The organism is Delftia sp. PE138 (genome assembly GCF_018320755.1).
GTDB lineage: Bacteria > Pseudomonadota > Gammaproteobacteria > Burkholderiales > Burkholderiaceae_C > Comamonas > Comamonas tsuruhatensis.
The window spans coordinates 732,825-749,184 of sequence record NZ_JABEPN010000002.1; the positions used below are offsets into that span (position 1 = coordinate 732,825).

Here is a 16,360-nt window from a genome sequence, read left to right on the forward strand (position 1 = left end):
AGCAATCGCAGTTTACCGGGAGAAGCCATTGACCACCACCACCACGCCGCAAATCGACGACCGCACCAGCGCCGACATCATCTGGGCCACCATCCAGGACCTGCACACCCAGGGCCAGGTCTGCTCGCGCTCGGAACTGCAGGCCATCACAGGCCTGAAGATGACCATCATCGACGACCACGTCTCGCGCCTGATCGATGACGGCCGCCTGCGCCGCATTCGGGATGGTGTCTTCGCGCCAATGATGGGCCGGCCCGAGCCCGAGGCTGTGTCGATGACGGAATTGCCTGAGGGGCTGGTGATCATCGAGGCCGGGGACCAGCAATTGCGCATCAATGAGGCCACTGCCCGGCGCATTGCCCGCATGTTCCAGGGCTATGCAATGCAGTTCTCCAACATGCAGAACCAACACGACATGGGCGCCATCCTGACCGAGTTCACGGTGCGCAATCGGCACCAGGCCGACGAGATCCTGGAGTTGCGCAAGGTGGTGCAGCAGCTGCAGAAGAGGGTGCAGGATGGGGATGCGGGGCAGATGTCGCTTATCGGCTGAGGCTCACCAGCCTTCGCGTCGATAGTGGTCCGCGTCGGTCATGTGGGCGCCGTGCATCTCATCTTTGTAGAGTTGCCATCCACCCGCCAGCATTGTAAAAACGCCGACTGCCAGTACTGCGAGCCATAGCCACGTCAGAACCGTCGGGCCATCGGTATGCGCTCCTGGTGGCATAAAGGAACCTACGAGTTCTTCCAAGTTCGAGATGAGAGCGGCAATAAGACACGCGGCCAGGCCGCACAGGCCTGTTACGTGTCCGCGCCACCTGCCGAATCGATGCGCCATCTTTCCCGTGTCCAAAAGCCAAAGCATGCGTGGTTCCTCCACTTTGTCAGTGTGTCGTGTTTGAATTCCAATGATAGCCATCCTTTAGGATTGGCTAACTTCACCGGGAGTAGATGCGATGCAGGACATGTTGGTTCATTGGCTGGTAACTGGTCTTGGGATGGCGGCTTGGGGCGTCCCGTTCATATGGCTCCTTTTTTACATTAGCAGAGGGTACCTTACGAATTATGCGAACAAGAAGGGCGAGAACCTGGCAACCAAGGAAGATGTTCGCGAGATCACGAAGGAGATCGAGGCAGCGAAAGAAGAGTTCAGTCACCGGCTGGAAGACTTGAAGGCGCACCATCAGTTGCGGATGGTTGCTGCGGAGCGTAGGCTACAGGCGCATCAGGAAGCTTTTCTTGTGTGGTCGAAGCTTATGGCGGCAGCGCAAACTGATCCAAGCTCGATTTTGGCGAGAGTACAAGATTGCCAGAGTTGGTATGCGTCGAACTGCATTTTCTTGAGCAACAAGAGTAGATCGGCCTTCAATCATGCAATTGTCTCAGCCATAGTTCATCATTCAATACGCGCGCCTATGAAAGGAAGCGAAGAGGCCTTTTTGACAAATTGGAATCGGATCGAATCTGCGGGGAATGTTTTCCTTGCGGAAGTCGAGCTGCCCAGCATGACGAAAAACGAACGGGACGTGCTCGCTAATCCGCCTAGTGCGCTATCACCCGCCTAGGGTTCGCATAAAAGTCGCGCGCCCGGGAGACTCCGGGCATGCCATCTTCTCCGCATCCCGATCAAGCCCCCAGCGCAGGGGGCGCAGCCCCCGGTCCCCGCTCCCCTGACTGGGAGCGCATCGAGCTGGACTATCGGGCCGGCATCAAGACCCTCCGCCAGATCGCCGACGAGAACGGCATCACTCACGGCGCCATCAACAAGCGCGCCAAGCGGGATGGATGGGAGCGCGACCTGTCCCAGAAGATCCAGGCCAAGGCTGATGCTCTGGTATCCAGGGCGGCGGTATCCAGCCAGGTATCCGCGGATACCAAAGTCCGGGAACGGGCTGTCATCGACGGTAATGCCCAGGCTGTGGCTGACGTTCGGCTGGGCCACCGCAAGGATGCACGTCGTGTTCGCCAGCTCACCAACAGGCTCATGGACGAGCTGGAGCAGCAGACCGACCCGGCCATCCTGGCCAAGCTTCAGGAGCTGGCCGCTGCCGTCGTGGCCCCTGGCGAGAAGCCTGGCCGCGACCGCTACGGCGAACTGCTGGAGGCCGTGATCAGCCTGCCCGAGCGTTCCAAGACCCTGAAGGTGCTGGCCGAGAGCCTGCGCATCGTGGTGGACGTGGAACGCACCGCCTTCGGCATGGACAAGGTCGATCCCGGGGGCGCCGGGCCAGGGGAGGGCGGCGTGGCCCGCATCGCGGTGGAGTTCGTGCGGCCGGCTGTTCGGGAGGACGACGCCGCATGAACGCGCCTGCCGAGCTTCCCTTCACCAAGCTGCAGCTGGCCGAGAAGCTGCAGCCCTTGTTCTCGCCCCGGCGCTACAAGGTCATGCACGGTGGCCGTGGCGGCGGCAAGTCCTGGGCTGTCGCTGCTGTCCTCCTGGCCATGGCCGCCGACCGGCCGCTGCGCGTGCTGTGCGCCCGCGAGATCCAGCGGTCCATGAAGGACTCGGTGCATCGCCTGCTGAAGGACACCATCTCGCGCCTGGGCCTGGAAGCCTTCTTCGAGGTACTGGACTCCGAGATCCGGGGCATCAACGGCTCGCTGTTCCTGTTCTCGGGCCTGCAGTCCCACACGGTGGACACCATCAAGTCCTTCGAGGGCGTGGACATCGTCTGGGTGGAAGAGGCCCACGGCGTCAGCAAGAAGTCCTGGGACGTGCTGATCCCGACCATCCGCAAGGAGGGCTCCGAGATCTGGCTGACCCTGAACCCGGACATGGAGACGGACGAGACCTACCAGCGGTTCATCGCCACGCCCAGCCCGGACACGTGGGTCTGCCAGATCAACTGGCGCGACAACCCCTGGTTTCCTGCGGTGCTGGAGGACGAGCGCCAGAAGGCCAAGCGCTCCATGCTCAAGGACGACTACGAGCACATCTGGGAGGGCAAGGCCCGCAAGGTGGCGGCCGGCGCAATCTATCGCCACGAGGTGGAGCACCTGTATGCCGACGGCCGGGCCTGCCGCGTCCCATACGACCCGCGCCTGCCCGTGCACACGGTCTGGGACCTGGGTTGGAACGACGCCATGACCATCACCATGGTGCAGGTCGGCCCGCAGGACGTGCGTGTCATCGACTACCTGGAAGATAGCCACCATACCTATGACTGGTATGTGACCCAGCTGGAGAAGCGCCCGTATCGCTGGGGCATCGACTACCTGCCCCACGACGGCAAGACCAAGAACCCGCAGACCGGCAAGAACGCCGAGATGCTGCTGCGCGAGCTGGGGCGCCGGCAGGTCGTGTGCCTGGCCGCGCTGGACGTGGAAGAGGGCATCAAGGCCGCCCGAATGCTGTTCCCGCGCTGCTACTTCGACGCGGCGAAGACGGCGCGCCTGCTGGAGTGCCTGAAGCGGTATCAGCGCCATGTCAGCACCAAGACCGGCGAGGCCATGGGGCCGCTACACGACCAGTACAGCCACGGCGCCGACAACTTCCGCTACATCGCTCAATCGGCCGAGCACATGCTGCGCTCACAGCAGCAGCGGCCCGTCGCTCCTCGGGGAGGCGGCTGGCAGCCACTGGACAACGAGATAGGGTACTGACATGCAAGCCACCACCAACCATGGGGGCCTGCTGGCCCAGCAGCACGACGACAGCGGCGAGCCCCAGCGCGACCTACGCGCCGAGTTCGTCCTGACGCTCCTGTCCAAGCGCCGCGAGGCCATTGCCGGCCGGGCCGGCTCCGGCATCGAGGAGGAATGGACCGAGGACGAGGAGCACTACCAGGGCATCGACGACGCCAACCGCAACTTCCAGAACGCCAACCAGCTGTACCGCAGCAGGAAGATGGCCATCGTGGGCGGCCAGCCCAAGCAGCAGGGCCCGGCCCGGTCGGTGGTGTTCCTCAACATCACGCGCCCCTACACCGATGCGGCCAGCGCGCGCGTGGCGGACATGCTGCTGCCCACGGATGACAGGGCCTGGGAGATCAAGCCGACGCCTCTGCCGCGCCTGAGCGGGCCGCAGCTGACCATGCTGGCCCAGGCCATGGGCGCCACGGACCCCGCTGCCGTGCACGCGCAGATGGCTGCCCAGGCGGGCGAAGCCAAGGAGGCCGCCGAGCGCATGCAGCAGGCCATCGAGGACCCGCTGGTGGAAAGCAACTGGCATGGCGAGGTGCGCCAGGTCATCGAGGACTCCGCGCGCATCGGCTCTGGCGTGCTCAAAGGCCCGTTCCCCATCACGCGCACGGCACGCATAACCCGGAAGGACCCGGCCACGGGCCTGACCGAATTCATCAAGGTGGACGAGATCAAGCCCGGCTCCAAGCGCATCGACGTCTGGAACTTCTTCCCGGACCCGTCCTGCGGAGAGAACATCCACAACGGCAGCTACACCTGGGAGCGTGAGCACATCGGCCAGCGCCAGATCAAGGAGATGCTGGCCGACCCCAGCTACGAGACCGCCGAACTGCTGGCCGTGCTGCGCGAAGGCCCGGCCCGCACCCGCGAGGGCACGGAAGCCGTCTACCGCCCGGGCGAGAACGAGTTCGAGATGTGGATCTTCTACGGCCACTGCGCCCGCGAGCACCTGGCGCGCCTGGGCGTGGAGATGGAGGAGGGCGACGAGGACCGCGTGCCCACCATGGCGGTGATGATCAACGACCGCCTGGTCAAGGTCGTGCTCAGTCCCCATGACGATGGCGAGTTCCCCTATGACGTCCTGGCCTGGCAGCGCCGCCCCGGCATGCCCTGGGGTGTCGGCATCAGCCGGCAGGTCCGCACGGCACAGCGCATGCTCAATGGTGCAGCCCGCGCCATGATGGACAACAACGGCCTGTCAGCAGCGCCTCAGGTGGTGATCGGGAACGGTGTGACGCCGGAAGATGGTGTCTGGAGTCTGCGGCCCGGGAAGATCTGGCGGGCCGAAGCGAACGCGGACGTTTCGGATGTGCGCGGAGCGTTCAACGCCTTCACAGTGCCCAGCGCCCAGGTCACGCTGATGAACACCATTCAGTTCGCCCTGAAGATGGCCGAGGACACGACGGGCATGCCAGCCATGCTGCAGGGCATCCGCGGCGATGCGCCCAACACCCTGGGCGGCATGCAGATGCAGAACAACAACGCCACCAGCGTGCTGCGGCGCCTGGCCAAGCGGTTCGATGACTACATGACCCGGCCTCACATCCAGCGGTATTTCGACTGGATGATGACCTACTCGGACGACGAGAGCATCAAGGGCGACTTCCAGATCGACGTGCGCGCCTCCTCTGCGCTGGTTGAGCGCGACGCCCAGCAGCAGTTCCTGATGACGCTGCTGCAGGTGTCGGCCAATCCCATCTACGAGCTGGACCCGGCCAAGCTGGCGGCCGAGCTGTGCAAGGGCCAGCGCCTGGACCCGGCCAACTTCCAACTCACGGATCAACAGAAGGCGCAGCGTGCCCAGCAGGGCCAGGATCCGACGCTGCAGGCCAAGGCCAAGCTGCTGGAGGCCCAGGCAGGCAAGACCGATGCAGAGGCGGGCAGGGCGCGTGCACAGACCGTGGGCGTGAACGTGGACACCTTGTACAGCGGCACCCAGGCCGCCCAGGTCCTCGCTCTGAACCCCGGCGCGGCTCCGGTTGCCGACGGCCTGCTGCGCTCGGGTGGCTATGTCGACCAGGACGCTGCGCCCATAGTGCCGCAGCCCTCGGGCTGGATCACGCCCCAGCAGCAGCCAGACCCTGGCGCCGTGCCCAACAACACCGACCCGCTGACGCCGCTGCGCCCGGATAGCCCGTTGCTGGGTGTGCGCCAGGGCATCGAGACGCCGGCCGCTGACGGCGCGCGGGGCTGACCCCCGGCCAGGGTTCGCTCCAGAGGGCGTTCCTCTGGACACTGCAGCCATGACAAACCCGGGCCTGGACTTCACCTCACCGACATGGCGCGCCATCGAGCGCCATGCCAACGCGCAGATCGACACCCTGCGCAAGAAGAACGACAGCCCAACCATGGACGCGCTGCGCACCGCTGAACTGCGTGGGCGCATCGCGGCCTTGAAAGAACTGCTGGCACTGGACAAACCAGACCCGGCACATACCGCTGACATCGGTGGCCCCGGCTACTGACCTCGGCACGACACACAGGAGTGCATGACGCATGGACGAGCAACAACAGCAGGAACAGCAGGCTCAACAGCAGGCCGAGGCCCGTGCTCAAGAGGAGGCCGATTTCCATCGCGCCTTCGCTGAGACGTCCGGCACCGAGCCGCCCGCATCCACTGCAGCGCCTGTAGGTGCTGCGGCCGAGCAGGGCGGCAAGGAAGCTGTGACGCAAGAAGCCAGCGAGCAACAGCAGGAGGAGGCCACGGCCGCCGCCGGCACTGAGGGGCAGCCCGCCCAGCAGCAGCCGGCCACGACCGAGGAGGACGACCCTGTCGAGTTCGCCGGCCTCAAGCGCAGTGAGCTGCGCCGCCTGCTGGACAACGCCGCCGAGGTGGATGCGATCAAACGCCAGTTGGACAAAGCACACGGGAGCATCGGTGATCTGCTGCGCAAGTCGCAGCAACCCGCTCCTGCGGCCCCAGCAGCCCCGGCGCCCGCAGCGGCGCCCGAGTTGCCGCCCGAACTGAAGCAGTTGGAGCAGGACTACCCCGACGTCGTGCAGTTGGTGCGCCACATGGTTGCAGGCCAGCAACCCCGCCAGGAAGCCCCACCAGCCGAAGCGCAGCAACCCGTGGCCACGGGCGATGTGCTGCAGGAACAGGCCGGGCCCGATCCCATGGCGTTGGAGATGGCCGTGCTGGACCGCATGCACACGGGCTGGCGCGAAAAGATCAGTTCGCAGGAATTCAACCTGTGGCTGAACGCCCAAGGGGAGCAGGTACAGCAGGAGTTCGCCGAGGCGGCCACGGCCGACGGCATGGGCTCCTTGCTGGGCAAGTACGACGCATGGACCACCGCCCGCGCCACCGCCGCCGACAAGGCCGCGAAGGGGCAGGCACGGCTCAAGGCTGCCGTCACGCCCAGCGGCAACGCACCGCGCCCCCAGGCCGCGCCCACTGAAGAGGAAGAATTTTTGGCCGCCTTCCAGGCCACCATGGGCCAGCGCTGAGATAGCCAGGCCCGAAGGAGAACATCATGGCTCAATTCGAAAGCGGCACCCCGGCGCCGCGGATCGGCAAGATCAAGGGCGACATCCTCGCCCACGCTGTGGCGAGCGAAGTGCTGGGCATCACCGGCCAGCAGCGCGCGCTCCCCAAGAACCAGGGCAAGACCATCGTGCACCGCCGCTACCTCCCCTGGGGCGCAGCGAACACGGACTGGAACACCCGCAACAGGCCGCAGGCCAATCCTGTGGCCCACGAGCTGACCGAAGGCGTCACGCCCGGCGCCGACACGCTGGTGCCGCAGGACATCCAGGTCACGCTCAAGCAGTACGGCTGCCTCTACCAGCTCACCGACCAGACGGTGGACACGTACGAGGACGACGTGCCGGCCGAGATGAAGAAGCAGTGCGGCGAGCGCATTGCCCTGGTCCGCGAGATGATCCGCTACGGCGTGCTCAAGGCCTGCACCAACGTGTTCTATGCCGGCGGCGGTGCCAGCCGCGCTGCCGTGAACGCGAAGATCAGCCTGAACCTGCTGCGCAAGATCAGCCGCAATCTGCAGGCCAACCACGCCAAGCGCATCACGGGCATCCTGTCGCCCTCGGCGATGATCGCCACCAAGCCGGTGGAAGCCAGCTACCTGGTCTTCGTGCACACGGACGCCGAGGCTGATATCCGCGACCTGCAGGGCTTCGTGCACGTCAGCGCCTACGGCAGCCGCAAGCCGGTTCACACCCAGGAAATCGGCTCCTGCGAGAACTTCCGCTTCATCACCAGCGCGGAACTGGCGCCCTATGCCGGCGCGGGTGCAGCCATCGGCAGTACGGGCCTGACGGGCGCGACCAACGTGGACGTCTACCCGTTCATCATGGTCGGCGAGGACGCCTGGGGCCAGCTGGCTCTGCGTGGCTCGGACTCCATCGACCCGACCTACATCCCGCCGGGGGTGAAGGACAAGAGCGACCCGCTGGGCCAGCGCGGCTACGTGGGCGCCAAGTTCTACATGGCCTGCACCATGCTCAACGAGGGCTGGATGGCAGTGGCCGAAGCCGGGGTGACCGCGCTGTAAGGCCGGGGAGGGCTTCGGTCCTCCCTCCACTCTGAACCTCAACTCGCACGGAGAACCCATCATGGCCGACAACACCGCGGGCCAGACCCGCACCAAGACCGACAAGCAGGACTCCCAGAGTTCCGCCCAGGGCAAGGTGGTCTACGACGCCACCGCCATCGTCGCGGGGGACACCACCCGCGTCGAGATCGGCTTCAAGCCCAGCCAAGTCCGCTGGATCAACGTCACCGACCGCGTGCAGATCGAGTGGTTCGAGGGCATGGCCGCTGGCTCGTGCCTCAAGACCGGCGCCGATGGCGTCCGCACCCTGGATGCTGCCAACGGCATCACGGTCGATGAACGCGGCTTCCGCGTGTCGCAGGACGCCACCCTGGCGGCCGTCCTGGCTTCCAAGACCTGCGTCTACGAAGCGCGCAGCTGAAGCCCACCCGTGGTCCTGGGGCGCTCGCCCCGGGCCACCTCACATCCCCGCAAGGACATCAACATGGCCACCACCCCCCGCAAGAACGAAACGGACGCCACCAACGAGTACCTGGGCGCCACGCCTCCCATGGAGTTCGGCATCGTGCCCGACTTCTCGCCCGAGATCATCGACAGCCCGGTGACGCTCAAGGATGCCGAGCTGGAAGCCTTCATGAACGAGCCCGTGATGGTCACCGTGTTGTCCGGCGGCCGCGACAACGAGGCACCGTTCGTGCAGGTCTCGGTGAACGGCGTCATCCAGATGTTCCGCCGCAACTTCCCCATCGTGGTCAAGCGCAAGTTCGTCGAGCGCCTGGCCCGTGCCAAGGAGACCGGCTACGACCAGGAGCTGGACGACCGCCTGGGCGAGCGCATGAACGTGGTGCAGCCCATCAACAGCCTGCGCTACCCGTTCCAGGTTAACCGCGACGACAACCGGCTGGGCCAGGCCTGGCTGCGCTCCATCCTCGCCTCCTGACCTGAAGGCCCGCCATGAACCTCCAGGAGATGATCCAGCTGTATCGAGCCCAGGCCGACGATGCCGAGCCCGATCCGCTGTGCCGGGACCCGATCCTGACGATCTACGCCAACGAGGCCCAGGAGGAGGCGTGCCGCCGCGCCCAACTGCTGCGCGATTCAACCTCTCCCATGTGCAACGTGGCGTTCGCGGCAGGCGACGAGTCCGTGGCGCTGGCCCCGCAGGTGGTGCGCGTGCTGCGCGCCTTCGTGGCCGGCCAGGCCGTGGAAGTGCTCAACGTGGAAGAGATGGACTGCTCCATGCCGGGCTGGCAGTTCCAGGAGCGCCAGGACGTGCCGCAGCGCCTGATCACTGGCATGACCACGGGCCGGCTGCACCTGTGGCCTACGCCTGCGGCGGCCGGCGAGATCCGCCTGACCGTGCAGCGGCTGCCCCTCAAGCCCCTGCGCTGCGACATCGACAAGCCAGAGATCCGCCCAGAGCTGCACAAGGCCCTGGTCGAATGGATGCTCTACCGGGCCTACAGCACCCAGGACACCGAGCTGTACAACGATGCCAAGGCCACCGTCTGCCTGCGCCGGTTCGAGGAAGAGTTCGGGCGCAAGGCCAGCGGGCGCAATGAGGAGTGGGTGCGGTCGCACGAGGTGGCTGTGCCGGGGCCGCTGGCTTAACGCAACCCGCCGATTTTTGGGGGTGAAGTCATGATCACCGGAGCAGGTGTGAAGTCTTTCTTCGCATCGAGACCCCCAAGGCAAGTGACCTTCGTGGCAGCACCATCCTTTGCACTGACTGTAGAGTCCTGGGTGCAAGGGTTGGTCAATTCAAGCGTTATGGTGTTTTCCAGAGTGCCTGATGTCGTTCGTGTGTAAGAGAGCTTGACGGGAGCTTTCTCAACACCGGCAGTCAAATTCGAGCCTTGAGTCGCGGTAATCTTCAGCACGACTGTTGCTGTTTTGATGGCGAGGTTGGCCGGGCGATTGGGGCTACTTGTTTGAACATCGTAGATGTCTTTGCGCAGAGCTTCCAATACCTCTCCAAGATCTGCAGTGGGCTCTGGAACCCGTTGCATCGTGTGGCAGCCTGTGAGCACCAAGACGCTCATTGCTATGGCCGTTGCTTGCAGTACTTTGCTCATTTGAGTGACCCTCTCCGTTTAGGAGATTGCATGCTATGTCGAATTCATGATTCCCCCTCCAGGGTTTTGCCCATTGAGAAATTGAGAGGACAGTGGCGCAAATAGAGTGGAAAGGCAATCAATGCGTAAAGCAACTTTGGTATACGGTTCTGCCCCAAGCGTTGGATCGCGTGTGCGAAAAGGGGAAAGCGACGAGAGCCTCGACATCGAGATCGCGCACCAGGTGTTCGGCCTGTCCCGCGAAGCCATCGACGCCTGGCCCTGGGGTGCGCCGTTCTTCTCCAGCGACCGGACAGCGGCTGCAGACGTGGTGGGCCGCATGCTGACAGGCCCCGTCCGCCAGGCCTTCGAGCATGAGCTGGAGCAGGCCGCCCGGCATTGGGGCTGGGGCTCAAAGCCCGATCACAGCGGCACGGCCGCCTTGCTGCTGGTGCTGACGCCGGACGAGATCTGCAGGGCCGCGCTAAAGGCTCTCCAGCAATCTGGCCGCGCAGAACCGACTTGAGCACCGTGCGCTTCAGTTTTCAAGTCGGATGTACGGCGAGAATATTTCGGTCGCCTTTTGGCTGAGATCGAATAACCGAATCTGGTGCTCTGAAATGCTATTGGCTGCTGCTTCGAGTTGATGCCGCTCCGTTGCCTTTTTAAATTCATTCTGTGCGAACCGATACTTGAGTAGTGCAGGCCAAACTTCTTCCTGCAAAAATTTGTGCACGTCTTCCCCAAAAATCCAGCGGGCCTTCCTTAGCTCATACAGGAAGACCATATCCTTCGCGTTCTGATCCTCGGTAGCTTGGTCCATGCTTTCGAGGGCACGGACCGTGAACTCGTACATGTCATATCGACGCTCAAACAAATCAAGTTTGAGTTTGCTCTTTGCGGTCTGGGCAGCGGCCGCAGCTGTAGCTGCCTGTTGCCGAGCGATGCCCGCCTGAATTGATCCGAACTTCCAGGCGACCACCCCTGCAATGCAGGCCGCAAGCACTGGTGCCCCTGCCCGGATGATGTCAATCCATTCGCTCTGTGTCATTGGATCCCCTCTCCCATTGATGTTGATGCCCCCACTGGGGTTCGACGCGCTGAGAGCATATCCGCACACTGCCATGAAGCAACCAAGGAACGCTCATGGCCACCACCATCCTCGAAGCACTGCGGCGCCAGAACGGTGAAGAACCGTATGCGCCTGCATCCTCCAACGTGACGCACGGCGCTGCCTTCGGCGTCTACCGCCGGCCCGAGACCGCAGGCACGCGGCCGGGCATGATGCAGCCCTATGCGGCCACAGGCCCGCGCTCCTTCGAGCCGGCCAAGAGCCTGGATGCCGGCGGCATGCGCATGGACGCCACGACCGACCCGCGCTCGCTGACCTTCGGTGGCGCCACGCCCCAGCCGGCCAATGCCTATGCAGGCGTGGGCTACCGGCCCCCAGCACCGCCTGCTGCTGCATCCACTACTCTGCCAAAAGCTGCGCCCGGAAGCCTGGCGGCGGCTGCCCGGGCGCAGGCCCCGTCTGCGGACTTCTCTGCGGTGAACGACTTCTCCCAAGCCCCGAGTGCCACGCCCGCACCTGCTGCAGCACCAGCACCCGCTGCGGCCCCGGCCACCACCTCCAACGTCTCCCGCATCCGCAACAGCTACTCCGGCAACAACGTGGGCGGGGACATCTCGATCAACGGCTCCGCGCCGCGGGGCTCGGTCACTTCGCTGCCCGCTGGTGCGACGCCCTCTGGCTTCGGCGGTCCACTGGTCCAGGCCGCTGGCATCAGGCCCTGGGGCAGCGACCGGCCCGGCTTCAGCATCATGGACAACCCAATGGTGGCGCGCGCCCTGGGTGGCGGCCCCAGCGCACAGAACATGGGTGCCGCAGACAACCTGGCCGCCCAGGGCAACATCGAATCCATGGCCCGCCTGCGTGCCTCGGGCCAGATCGCATCTCCCGGTCCTGGCCCCTCCATGAGCCTGTCCGGTGGCACGCTCGGTATCCGCCGTGCCCCGAGCATCGTGGCGGCCGAGCTGGGCGCTCAGCGTGGCTTTGACCGTGCCGAGGGCCGCGACCCTGCATCCCTGCAGCGCGCCAACTCCATCTACCAGGCGCTGCTCCAGCAGCAGGGGCAGAGCCAGCGCGCCGGCATTCAGGCCGGGCTGGATCAGCAGCGGATCAACATGGACCGGGAAACGCAAGGCTTCACGAACCGCCGCCAGAGCATCGTGGAAGCGCTGCGCAATCAGGTGGCGCAGGAGACGGACCCCACCAAGCGCCGCAGCATCGTGCAGTACATGCGCGACGTGGAGGGCACCACGGCCCAGGCCGATCCCTATCTCGTCGTGCCCGGTGGCCAGCAGGTAGACCCAGCCAGCGGCCGGGCCTACAACACCCCATCCACAGTGTTCAATCGCCAGAGCGGGCAGTTTGTGCAGCAGCCGGCGCAGCAGGCTCAGGGCCAACAGTTCCAGGCTGGCCAGGTCTACGTGGACGGGCAGGGCCGTCGCGCCAAGTTCAACGGTACAGGCTGGGAGCCCGCATAGGTCAGCTCACAGGGCGGGCGGTCGATGGGTCGAATGGGATGTCATACAGCCGCCGGCACGCCATCCCAATGAGCTCCGCAGCCCTGGTGCTTCGCGTGTCGCCAGCCTTCTTCGCTGTGCACTCTGGCCCGGACTTGAAACCCAGCATGCCCCGGCCATCTCCCTGGGGCACGGCCTGGATTCCGCCTGGGTGCTCAGCGCTGCAGACTTGGAACACTGCCTGGGCCGCGACATCGTTTGCCACACCGGGCAGACGATCCAACAGGCAGGTGGCCATGTTGGCGGCCAGGGCGGGGGCGCAGAGCAGGAGGGTGGGGAGGGTGGGGAGGATGAGGAGGGGGCGCATTGGCGGAATGTATCAGCCTCTGCGATCAGCCCGCTGCGAGGCGGTGCGCAGGTACAGGCCTGCGCCCACGGCCGTCAGGACCAGCGGAACGGGGGCGAGCCATACAAAGTCGATGGCGTAGACAGCAGCGCCCACCACTGCCGCGAGCAGCGCATTCAGCATCGGTCGGTTGGTGGCCGCCCGTGCCACCATGCAGCCCGCGAGTAGGGGTGGCACAGCCAAGTAGGCCGGGATCAGCACCCACAGCGCGCTCGAGTACTTCACGGTCCCAGGCTCCGGGCTGCCGACCACGGACTGCATCAGGAAGCTCAGCAGCCACCAGACGCAGCCGTAGCTGATCAGCAGGGACAGGACCAGCTTCTTGCAGTCGAGGCGTCGCATTCAGTACGGCGCTATGACGCAAGGAGCGTGCGGAGTAGGTTGCGTCGGAGCTTCGTAAATTTTTAGCAAGGCTATTTCTGTGGATACCAGTTTATAGAAATGGATACGAAGTGTTCAATTCGAATTGAAAGCCCTCATCCTGCAGTATCTTAATCAAGCTATTTAGCTCTGCCCTATTTTTAAGCTTTCCTCTTATAAATGTTTTCTTCGTGCCATCTTTTTCGTCAAAAAGTGAGCGTATAAAGTTAACATTGATTTGATTGTTTGCGAATATGGCAGATAAGGAAGCAAGTTCTTTATCTGTAACGTATAAGGATGCGATATTGTCGGGCGGTAGGTTGATAAGATTGTTGTTGCTGAGGTGCCCGGAATTGTTAATCCTCGGGATGTTATTTTTCAATACCCTCGATTGATTGCTTATTTCTTCTCTAATTGAACTGAATTCTCTAACAATATACTCCTTTAGTCCAATTGTTTCGCCTTCCGGTACTACGCTCTGGTTAGCGCGAGTTACGGGGTTGTCATGAGGTTGGCTATCGTCGACTTCTTGCAAAGACTTAGTGAGTTGAGCCGTGAGTTCGCCAACTCCGTACATATCGTTAGTGTAAAAAATGGTTCGTTCATCAGCGACGTCGAATGGAAGTTTTGTGTCATTTTCAGAGATTGTAATTACTGGCTTCCCGGTTGCGTGCCTTACGCCTAGCTCATACATGACGTTAGGATTGAGTCCAGTTAGATTTGCAATTACTAGATCATCATTAAGTATATGTCGCGTGACTTGTCTATTTATTGATCCAGTTTTTGATATTTCATGCGCAACTTGTGTCTTATACCCAAATGCTGCAAGGAGTGGTCGGATTACAGACGATATTACGCCATCGGTCGCTCTTCTGATGTCAGAGTCGTTCCCTCCAATTGGAGTTACGATGAAGCAGTTCTTTTCTGTCACCTGGTTTGACGCGTTGTTGTTTTGGATTTCTGTATTTTGTTGAGATTGCTTTGCTGGCTTATTCATGTGACGCTGGTGATGCTTTAGCGATAACTATGGCTTTGGAATGCGTGCAATTCGACCTGCTCGCGCGAGCCTCAAGCGTAACATGTGTAAAAAAAGGCCCGCTCGCTGCGAGCGGGAAGATGTCCTGACTGCTTTTTTCTCTGATGAAGGCTGAGCTCAATGGGACGATGGCTCAAGAACGTGCTCTATCTGTCGCAGCACGGGCTCGTAACCCTCTGTCGCTGCAGCGAGCAGCCGACCAAATCGACACTGGCGACTGAACGAGTTCTCGCAGAGGGTTAGGAGGCCCTTGAGTTGCCTCCATCCGTAGAGCAACTCATCCCAGGAGGGCGACGTGTTGCGCAACAAGCGCACCGATTGCAGCGCGAGTTGGACTGAGAGCAGTACATCCGTCTCGTGCTCCTCCCACGCCTCGTCCACGCGGGATGCCTCAATGGTAGAGTCCAGGTCCTTTTCGGCCATCGCCAGAGCCATGCTCATCAGCTGCTCCGGGGTGATGGGCTGCGAAGGTAGCGCAGCCGGGGGGGCACAGGTATCATCCATGCTGAATCCTTTGATCGCTCGATTGATTCGCCTTGAAGGCCCTGCTGGTTGCACCCAGCGGGGCTTTCGTCTTTTTGGTCATGCTCCTACCGCCTTGGCCTTCGGGGGGAGGACTAGGTCCAGCAGCTCAGCGAACTTGCTTACGTACCAGTGCGGCTGCGTCTCGCGGGGATTGCTCGGGCTGGTGAGGTTCTTGCCGAACACCAGATTGGCGCAGACCTTGAATTTCCTGACACCCGAACCCCTGGTCGAAGAACGCTCGCGCTCCTCCACAAAGCCGCGCTGCATCAACAGTTTGTTGAAGGCCTGTGCACTGATGCCCACGCCGAACTCCTTCAGCAATTCCGCCAGGGACTTGGTCGGCTCACTTGTTCCCGCCGTAGCAGTGGCCGGGGCGTCAACGGCATAGGCGGGCAGCAGGCCGGCCACGCCGACATGGTGCTCCAGCTTCTGGTAGCCACCGAGCATGGCAGATGGCGCGAACTTCAGATCCTCGGCAGCGGCGCGCAGCAGAAGGATGCCTGCGTCCACTTGATCGCGCAGGGGCGCGGGCATTTGCTGCGTTGCCGCGCTGGTGTAGCTGCCCGTGCGCCGGATGGAAGGCAGAACCTCGCTGGTTACCCACTTCTTGAACCGCTTGGCCTCCTGGCGCTCGCTCTTGAGAATTGCGGAATACAGGCCTGATTCGTTGATCACGATCACGCGCTGGGTGCCGCCTTGGGTCTGCAAAACTTGCAGACCCTTCTCGTCGTCGTCAAGCGTCCGCGTCATGGCGCTGGCTTCGGAGTAGCCGAGAACGCCAGACACTTCTTTCGCAATGAACCAGGGCTCACCAATGTCGTTCGTCACAACCCGGATGGGATGGCCGTCGAAGTCGAAGGGGGTGATGCTGCTCATGCTGCTGCTCCTTGAGTTTTGGGGTTTGCGGTTTGTTGGCGGCGGCTCTCTTCCAGGCGGTACACGACTTCCTGCTGGAGGGTGCGGCCGTTGTCGATGGCTTCGTGCTTCAGCCATGTCTTGAGGTCGCTCTCAGACTGGCTAACACCACCGATCCACGAAGCGTGCACAGATGATCGCCGCTGCCAGTTTTAGCAGCGCTTCGTGGATATCCAGTCGTCTTTCAAAGCGGATTCGCAACTTGCCAAAGCCTGCAAACCATCCATGGGTCCGCTCCACCACCCAGCGATGCTTGCCCAGTCGCTCGCTACTCTCAACGCCTCGCCTGGCAATGCGGCTGGCGATGCCCCGTTGTCTCAAGTGCGCACGGCAACGCTTGTAGTCATAGCCCTTGTCGGCATGCAACTTCGATGGTCTTTTG

The 16,360-nt window shown here is 62.9% G+C and carries 21 protein-coding genes; 13 read left to right on the top strand and 8 right to left on the bottom strand.

The window, feature by feature from the left end:
• Positions 1-28: 28 nt before the first annotated feature.
• Entirely contained in the window at positions 29-553 is a 525-nt protein-coding gene (locus HFGMBDPB_RS12235; protein ID WP_212645470.1) for a hypothetical protein, read from the top strand.
• Between the two features lie 3 nt (positions 554-556).
• Here HFGMBDPB_RS12235 and HFGMBDPB_RS12240 read toward each other — a convergent pair whose 3' ends face one another.
• Complete coding sequence (locus HFGMBDPB_RS12240; protein WP_212645471.1) at positions 557-865, bottom strand: hypothetical protein; 309 nt, start codon at positions 863-865, stop codon at positions 557-559.
• A gap of 91 nt (positions 866-956) precedes the next feature.
• Between HFGMBDPB_RS12240 and HFGMBDPB_RS12245 the strand changes: the two genes are divergently transcribed.
• From HFGMBDPB_RS12245 to HFGMBDPB_RS12290, 10 genes are all read left to right on the top strand, one after another.
• Positions 957-1,565, top strand: a complete 609-nt coding sequence (locus tag HFGMBDPB_RS12245; RefSeq protein WP_212645472.1) for a hypothetical protein — start codon at positions 957-959, stop codon at positions 1,563-1,565.
• 38 nt (positions 1,566-1,603) lie between these two features.
• Positions 1,604-2,302: a hypothetical protein gene (locus HFGMBDPB_RS12250; RefSeq protein ID WP_212645473.1), complete on the top strand. Its 699-nt coding sequence runs from the start codon at positions 1,604-1,606 to the stop codon at positions 2,300-2,302.
• Positions 2,299-3,603, top strand: a complete 1,305-nt coding sequence (locus tag HFGMBDPB_RS12255) for a PBSX family phage terminase large subunit (RefSeq protein WP_212645474.1) — start codon at positions 2,299-2,301, stop codon at positions 3,601-3,603. Before HFGMBDPB_RS12250 ends, HFGMBDPB_RS12255 begins: the two co-directional genes overlap by 4 nt.
• 1 nt (position 3,604) lies before the next feature.
• Positions 3,605-5,836, top strand: coding sequence for a portal protein (locus tag HFGMBDPB_RS12260; RefSeq protein ID WP_212645475.1), 2,232 nt, complete (start codon positions 3,605-3,607; stop codon positions 5,834-5,836).
• A 49-nt stretch (positions 5,837-5,885) separates the two neighbouring features.
• Positions 5,886-6,107, top strand: coding sequence for a hypothetical protein (locus tag HFGMBDPB_RS12265; protein ID WP_212645476.1), 222 nt, complete (start codon positions 5,886-5,888; stop codon positions 6,105-6,107).
• Between the two features lie 31 nt (positions 6,108-6,138).
• The gene (locus tag HFGMBDPB_RS12270; protein ID WP_212645477.1) at positions 6,139-7,092 is read left to right on the top strand and encodes a hypothetical protein; all 954 of its coding nucleotides are present in this window, start codon (positions 6,139-6,141) and stop codon (positions 7,090-7,092) included.
• Between the two features lie 26 nt (positions 7,093-7,118).
• Complete coding sequence (locus HFGMBDPB_RS12275) at positions 7,119-8,156, top strand: N4-gp56 family major capsid protein (protein ID WP_212645478.1); 1,038 nt, start codon at positions 7,119-7,121, stop codon at positions 8,154-8,156.
• Positions 8,157-8,217: 61 nt separating this feature from the next.
• Positions 8,218-8,577 carry a hypothetical protein gene (locus tag HFGMBDPB_RS12280; protein ID WP_212645479.1) on the top strand — a complete coding sequence of 120 codons (360 nt, stop codon included), beginning with the start codon at positions 8,218-8,220 and terminating at the stop codon, positions 8,575-8,577.
• A gap of 63 nt (positions 8,578-8,640) precedes the next feature.
• On the top strand, positions 8,641-9,096 hold the full coding sequence (locus HFGMBDPB_RS12285) for a hypothetical protein (RefSeq protein WP_212645480.1): 456 nt from the start codon (positions 8,641-8,643) through the stop codon (positions 9,094-9,096).
• A gap of 14 nt (positions 9,097-9,110) precedes the next feature.
• On the top strand, positions 9,111-9,767 hold the full coding sequence (locus HFGMBDPB_RS12290; protein ID WP_212645481.1) for a phage adaptor protein: 657 nt from the start codon (positions 9,111-9,113) through the stop codon (positions 9,765-9,767).
• Here the strand turns inward: HFGMBDPB_RS12290 and HFGMBDPB_RS12295 are convergent.
• Positions 9,764-10,231, bottom strand: coding sequence for a trypco2 family protein (locus HFGMBDPB_RS12295; RefSeq protein WP_212645482.1), 468 nt, complete (start codon positions 10,229-10,231; stop codon positions 9,764-9,766). The genes HFGMBDPB_RS12290 and HFGMBDPB_RS12295 overlap by 4 nt on opposite strands.
• Positions 10,232-10,403: 172 nt before the next feature.
• On the opposite strand from HFGMBDPB_RS12295, the gene HFGMBDPB_RS12300 reads away from it, so the two are divergent.
• Positions 10,404-10,736 carry a hypothetical protein gene (locus HFGMBDPB_RS12300; RefSeq protein ID WP_212645483.1) on the top strand — a complete coding sequence of 111 codons (333 nt, stop codon included), beginning with the start codon at positions 10,404-10,406 and terminating at the stop codon, positions 10,734-10,736.
• A 12-nt stretch (positions 10,737-10,748) separates the two neighbouring features.
• Here the strand turns inward: HFGMBDPB_RS12300 and HFGMBDPB_RS12305 are convergent, their stop codons facing one another.
• Complete coding sequence (locus HFGMBDPB_RS12305) at positions 10,749-11,261, bottom strand: hypothetical protein (RefSeq protein WP_212645484.1); 513 nt, start codon at positions 11,259-11,261, stop codon at positions 10,749-10,751.
• A gap of 95 nt (positions 11,262-11,356) precedes the next feature.
• Here HFGMBDPB_RS12305 and HFGMBDPB_RS12310 point away from each other — a divergent pair, with 95 nt between their 5' ends.
• Positions 11,357-12,757: a hypothetical protein gene (locus tag HFGMBDPB_RS12310; protein WP_212645485.1), complete on the top strand. Its 1,401-nt coding sequence runs from the start codon at positions 11,357-11,359 to the stop codon at positions 12,755-12,757.
• 358 nt (positions 12,758-13,115) lie between these two features.
• Here HFGMBDPB_RS12310 and HFGMBDPB_RS12315 read toward each other — a convergent pair whose 3' ends face one another.
• From HFGMBDPB_RS12315 to HFGMBDPB_RS12335, 5 genes are all read right to left on the bottom strand, one after another.
• Positions 13,116-13,484, bottom strand: a complete 369-nt coding sequence (locus HFGMBDPB_RS12315) for a hypothetical protein (RefSeq protein WP_212645486.1) — start codon at positions 13,482-13,484, stop codon at positions 13,116-13,118.
• 91 nt (positions 13,485-13,575) lie between these two features.
• Positions 13,576-14,499, bottom strand: coding sequence for a TIR domain-containing protein (locus HFGMBDPB_RS12320; protein WP_212645487.1), 924 nt, complete (start codon positions 14,497-14,499; stop codon positions 13,576-13,578).
• Between the two features lie 156 nt (positions 14,500-14,655).
• Positions 14,656-14,979, bottom strand: coding sequence for a hypothetical protein (locus tag HFGMBDPB_RS12325; protein WP_212645488.1), 324 nt, complete (start codon positions 14,977-14,979; stop codon positions 14,656-14,658).
• Positions 14,980-15,120: 141 nt separating this feature from the next.
• On the bottom strand, positions 15,121-15,939 hold the full coding sequence (locus HFGMBDPB_RS12330; protein WP_212645489.1) for a BRO-N domain-containing protein: 819 nt from the start codon (positions 15,937-15,939) through the stop codon (positions 15,121-15,123).
• Positions 15,940-16,080: 141 nt separating this feature from the next.
• The coding region (locus HFGMBDPB_RS12335; RefSeq protein ID WP_212645490.1) for a transposase at positions 16,081-16,360 on the bottom strand (280 nt) is incomplete at its 5' end.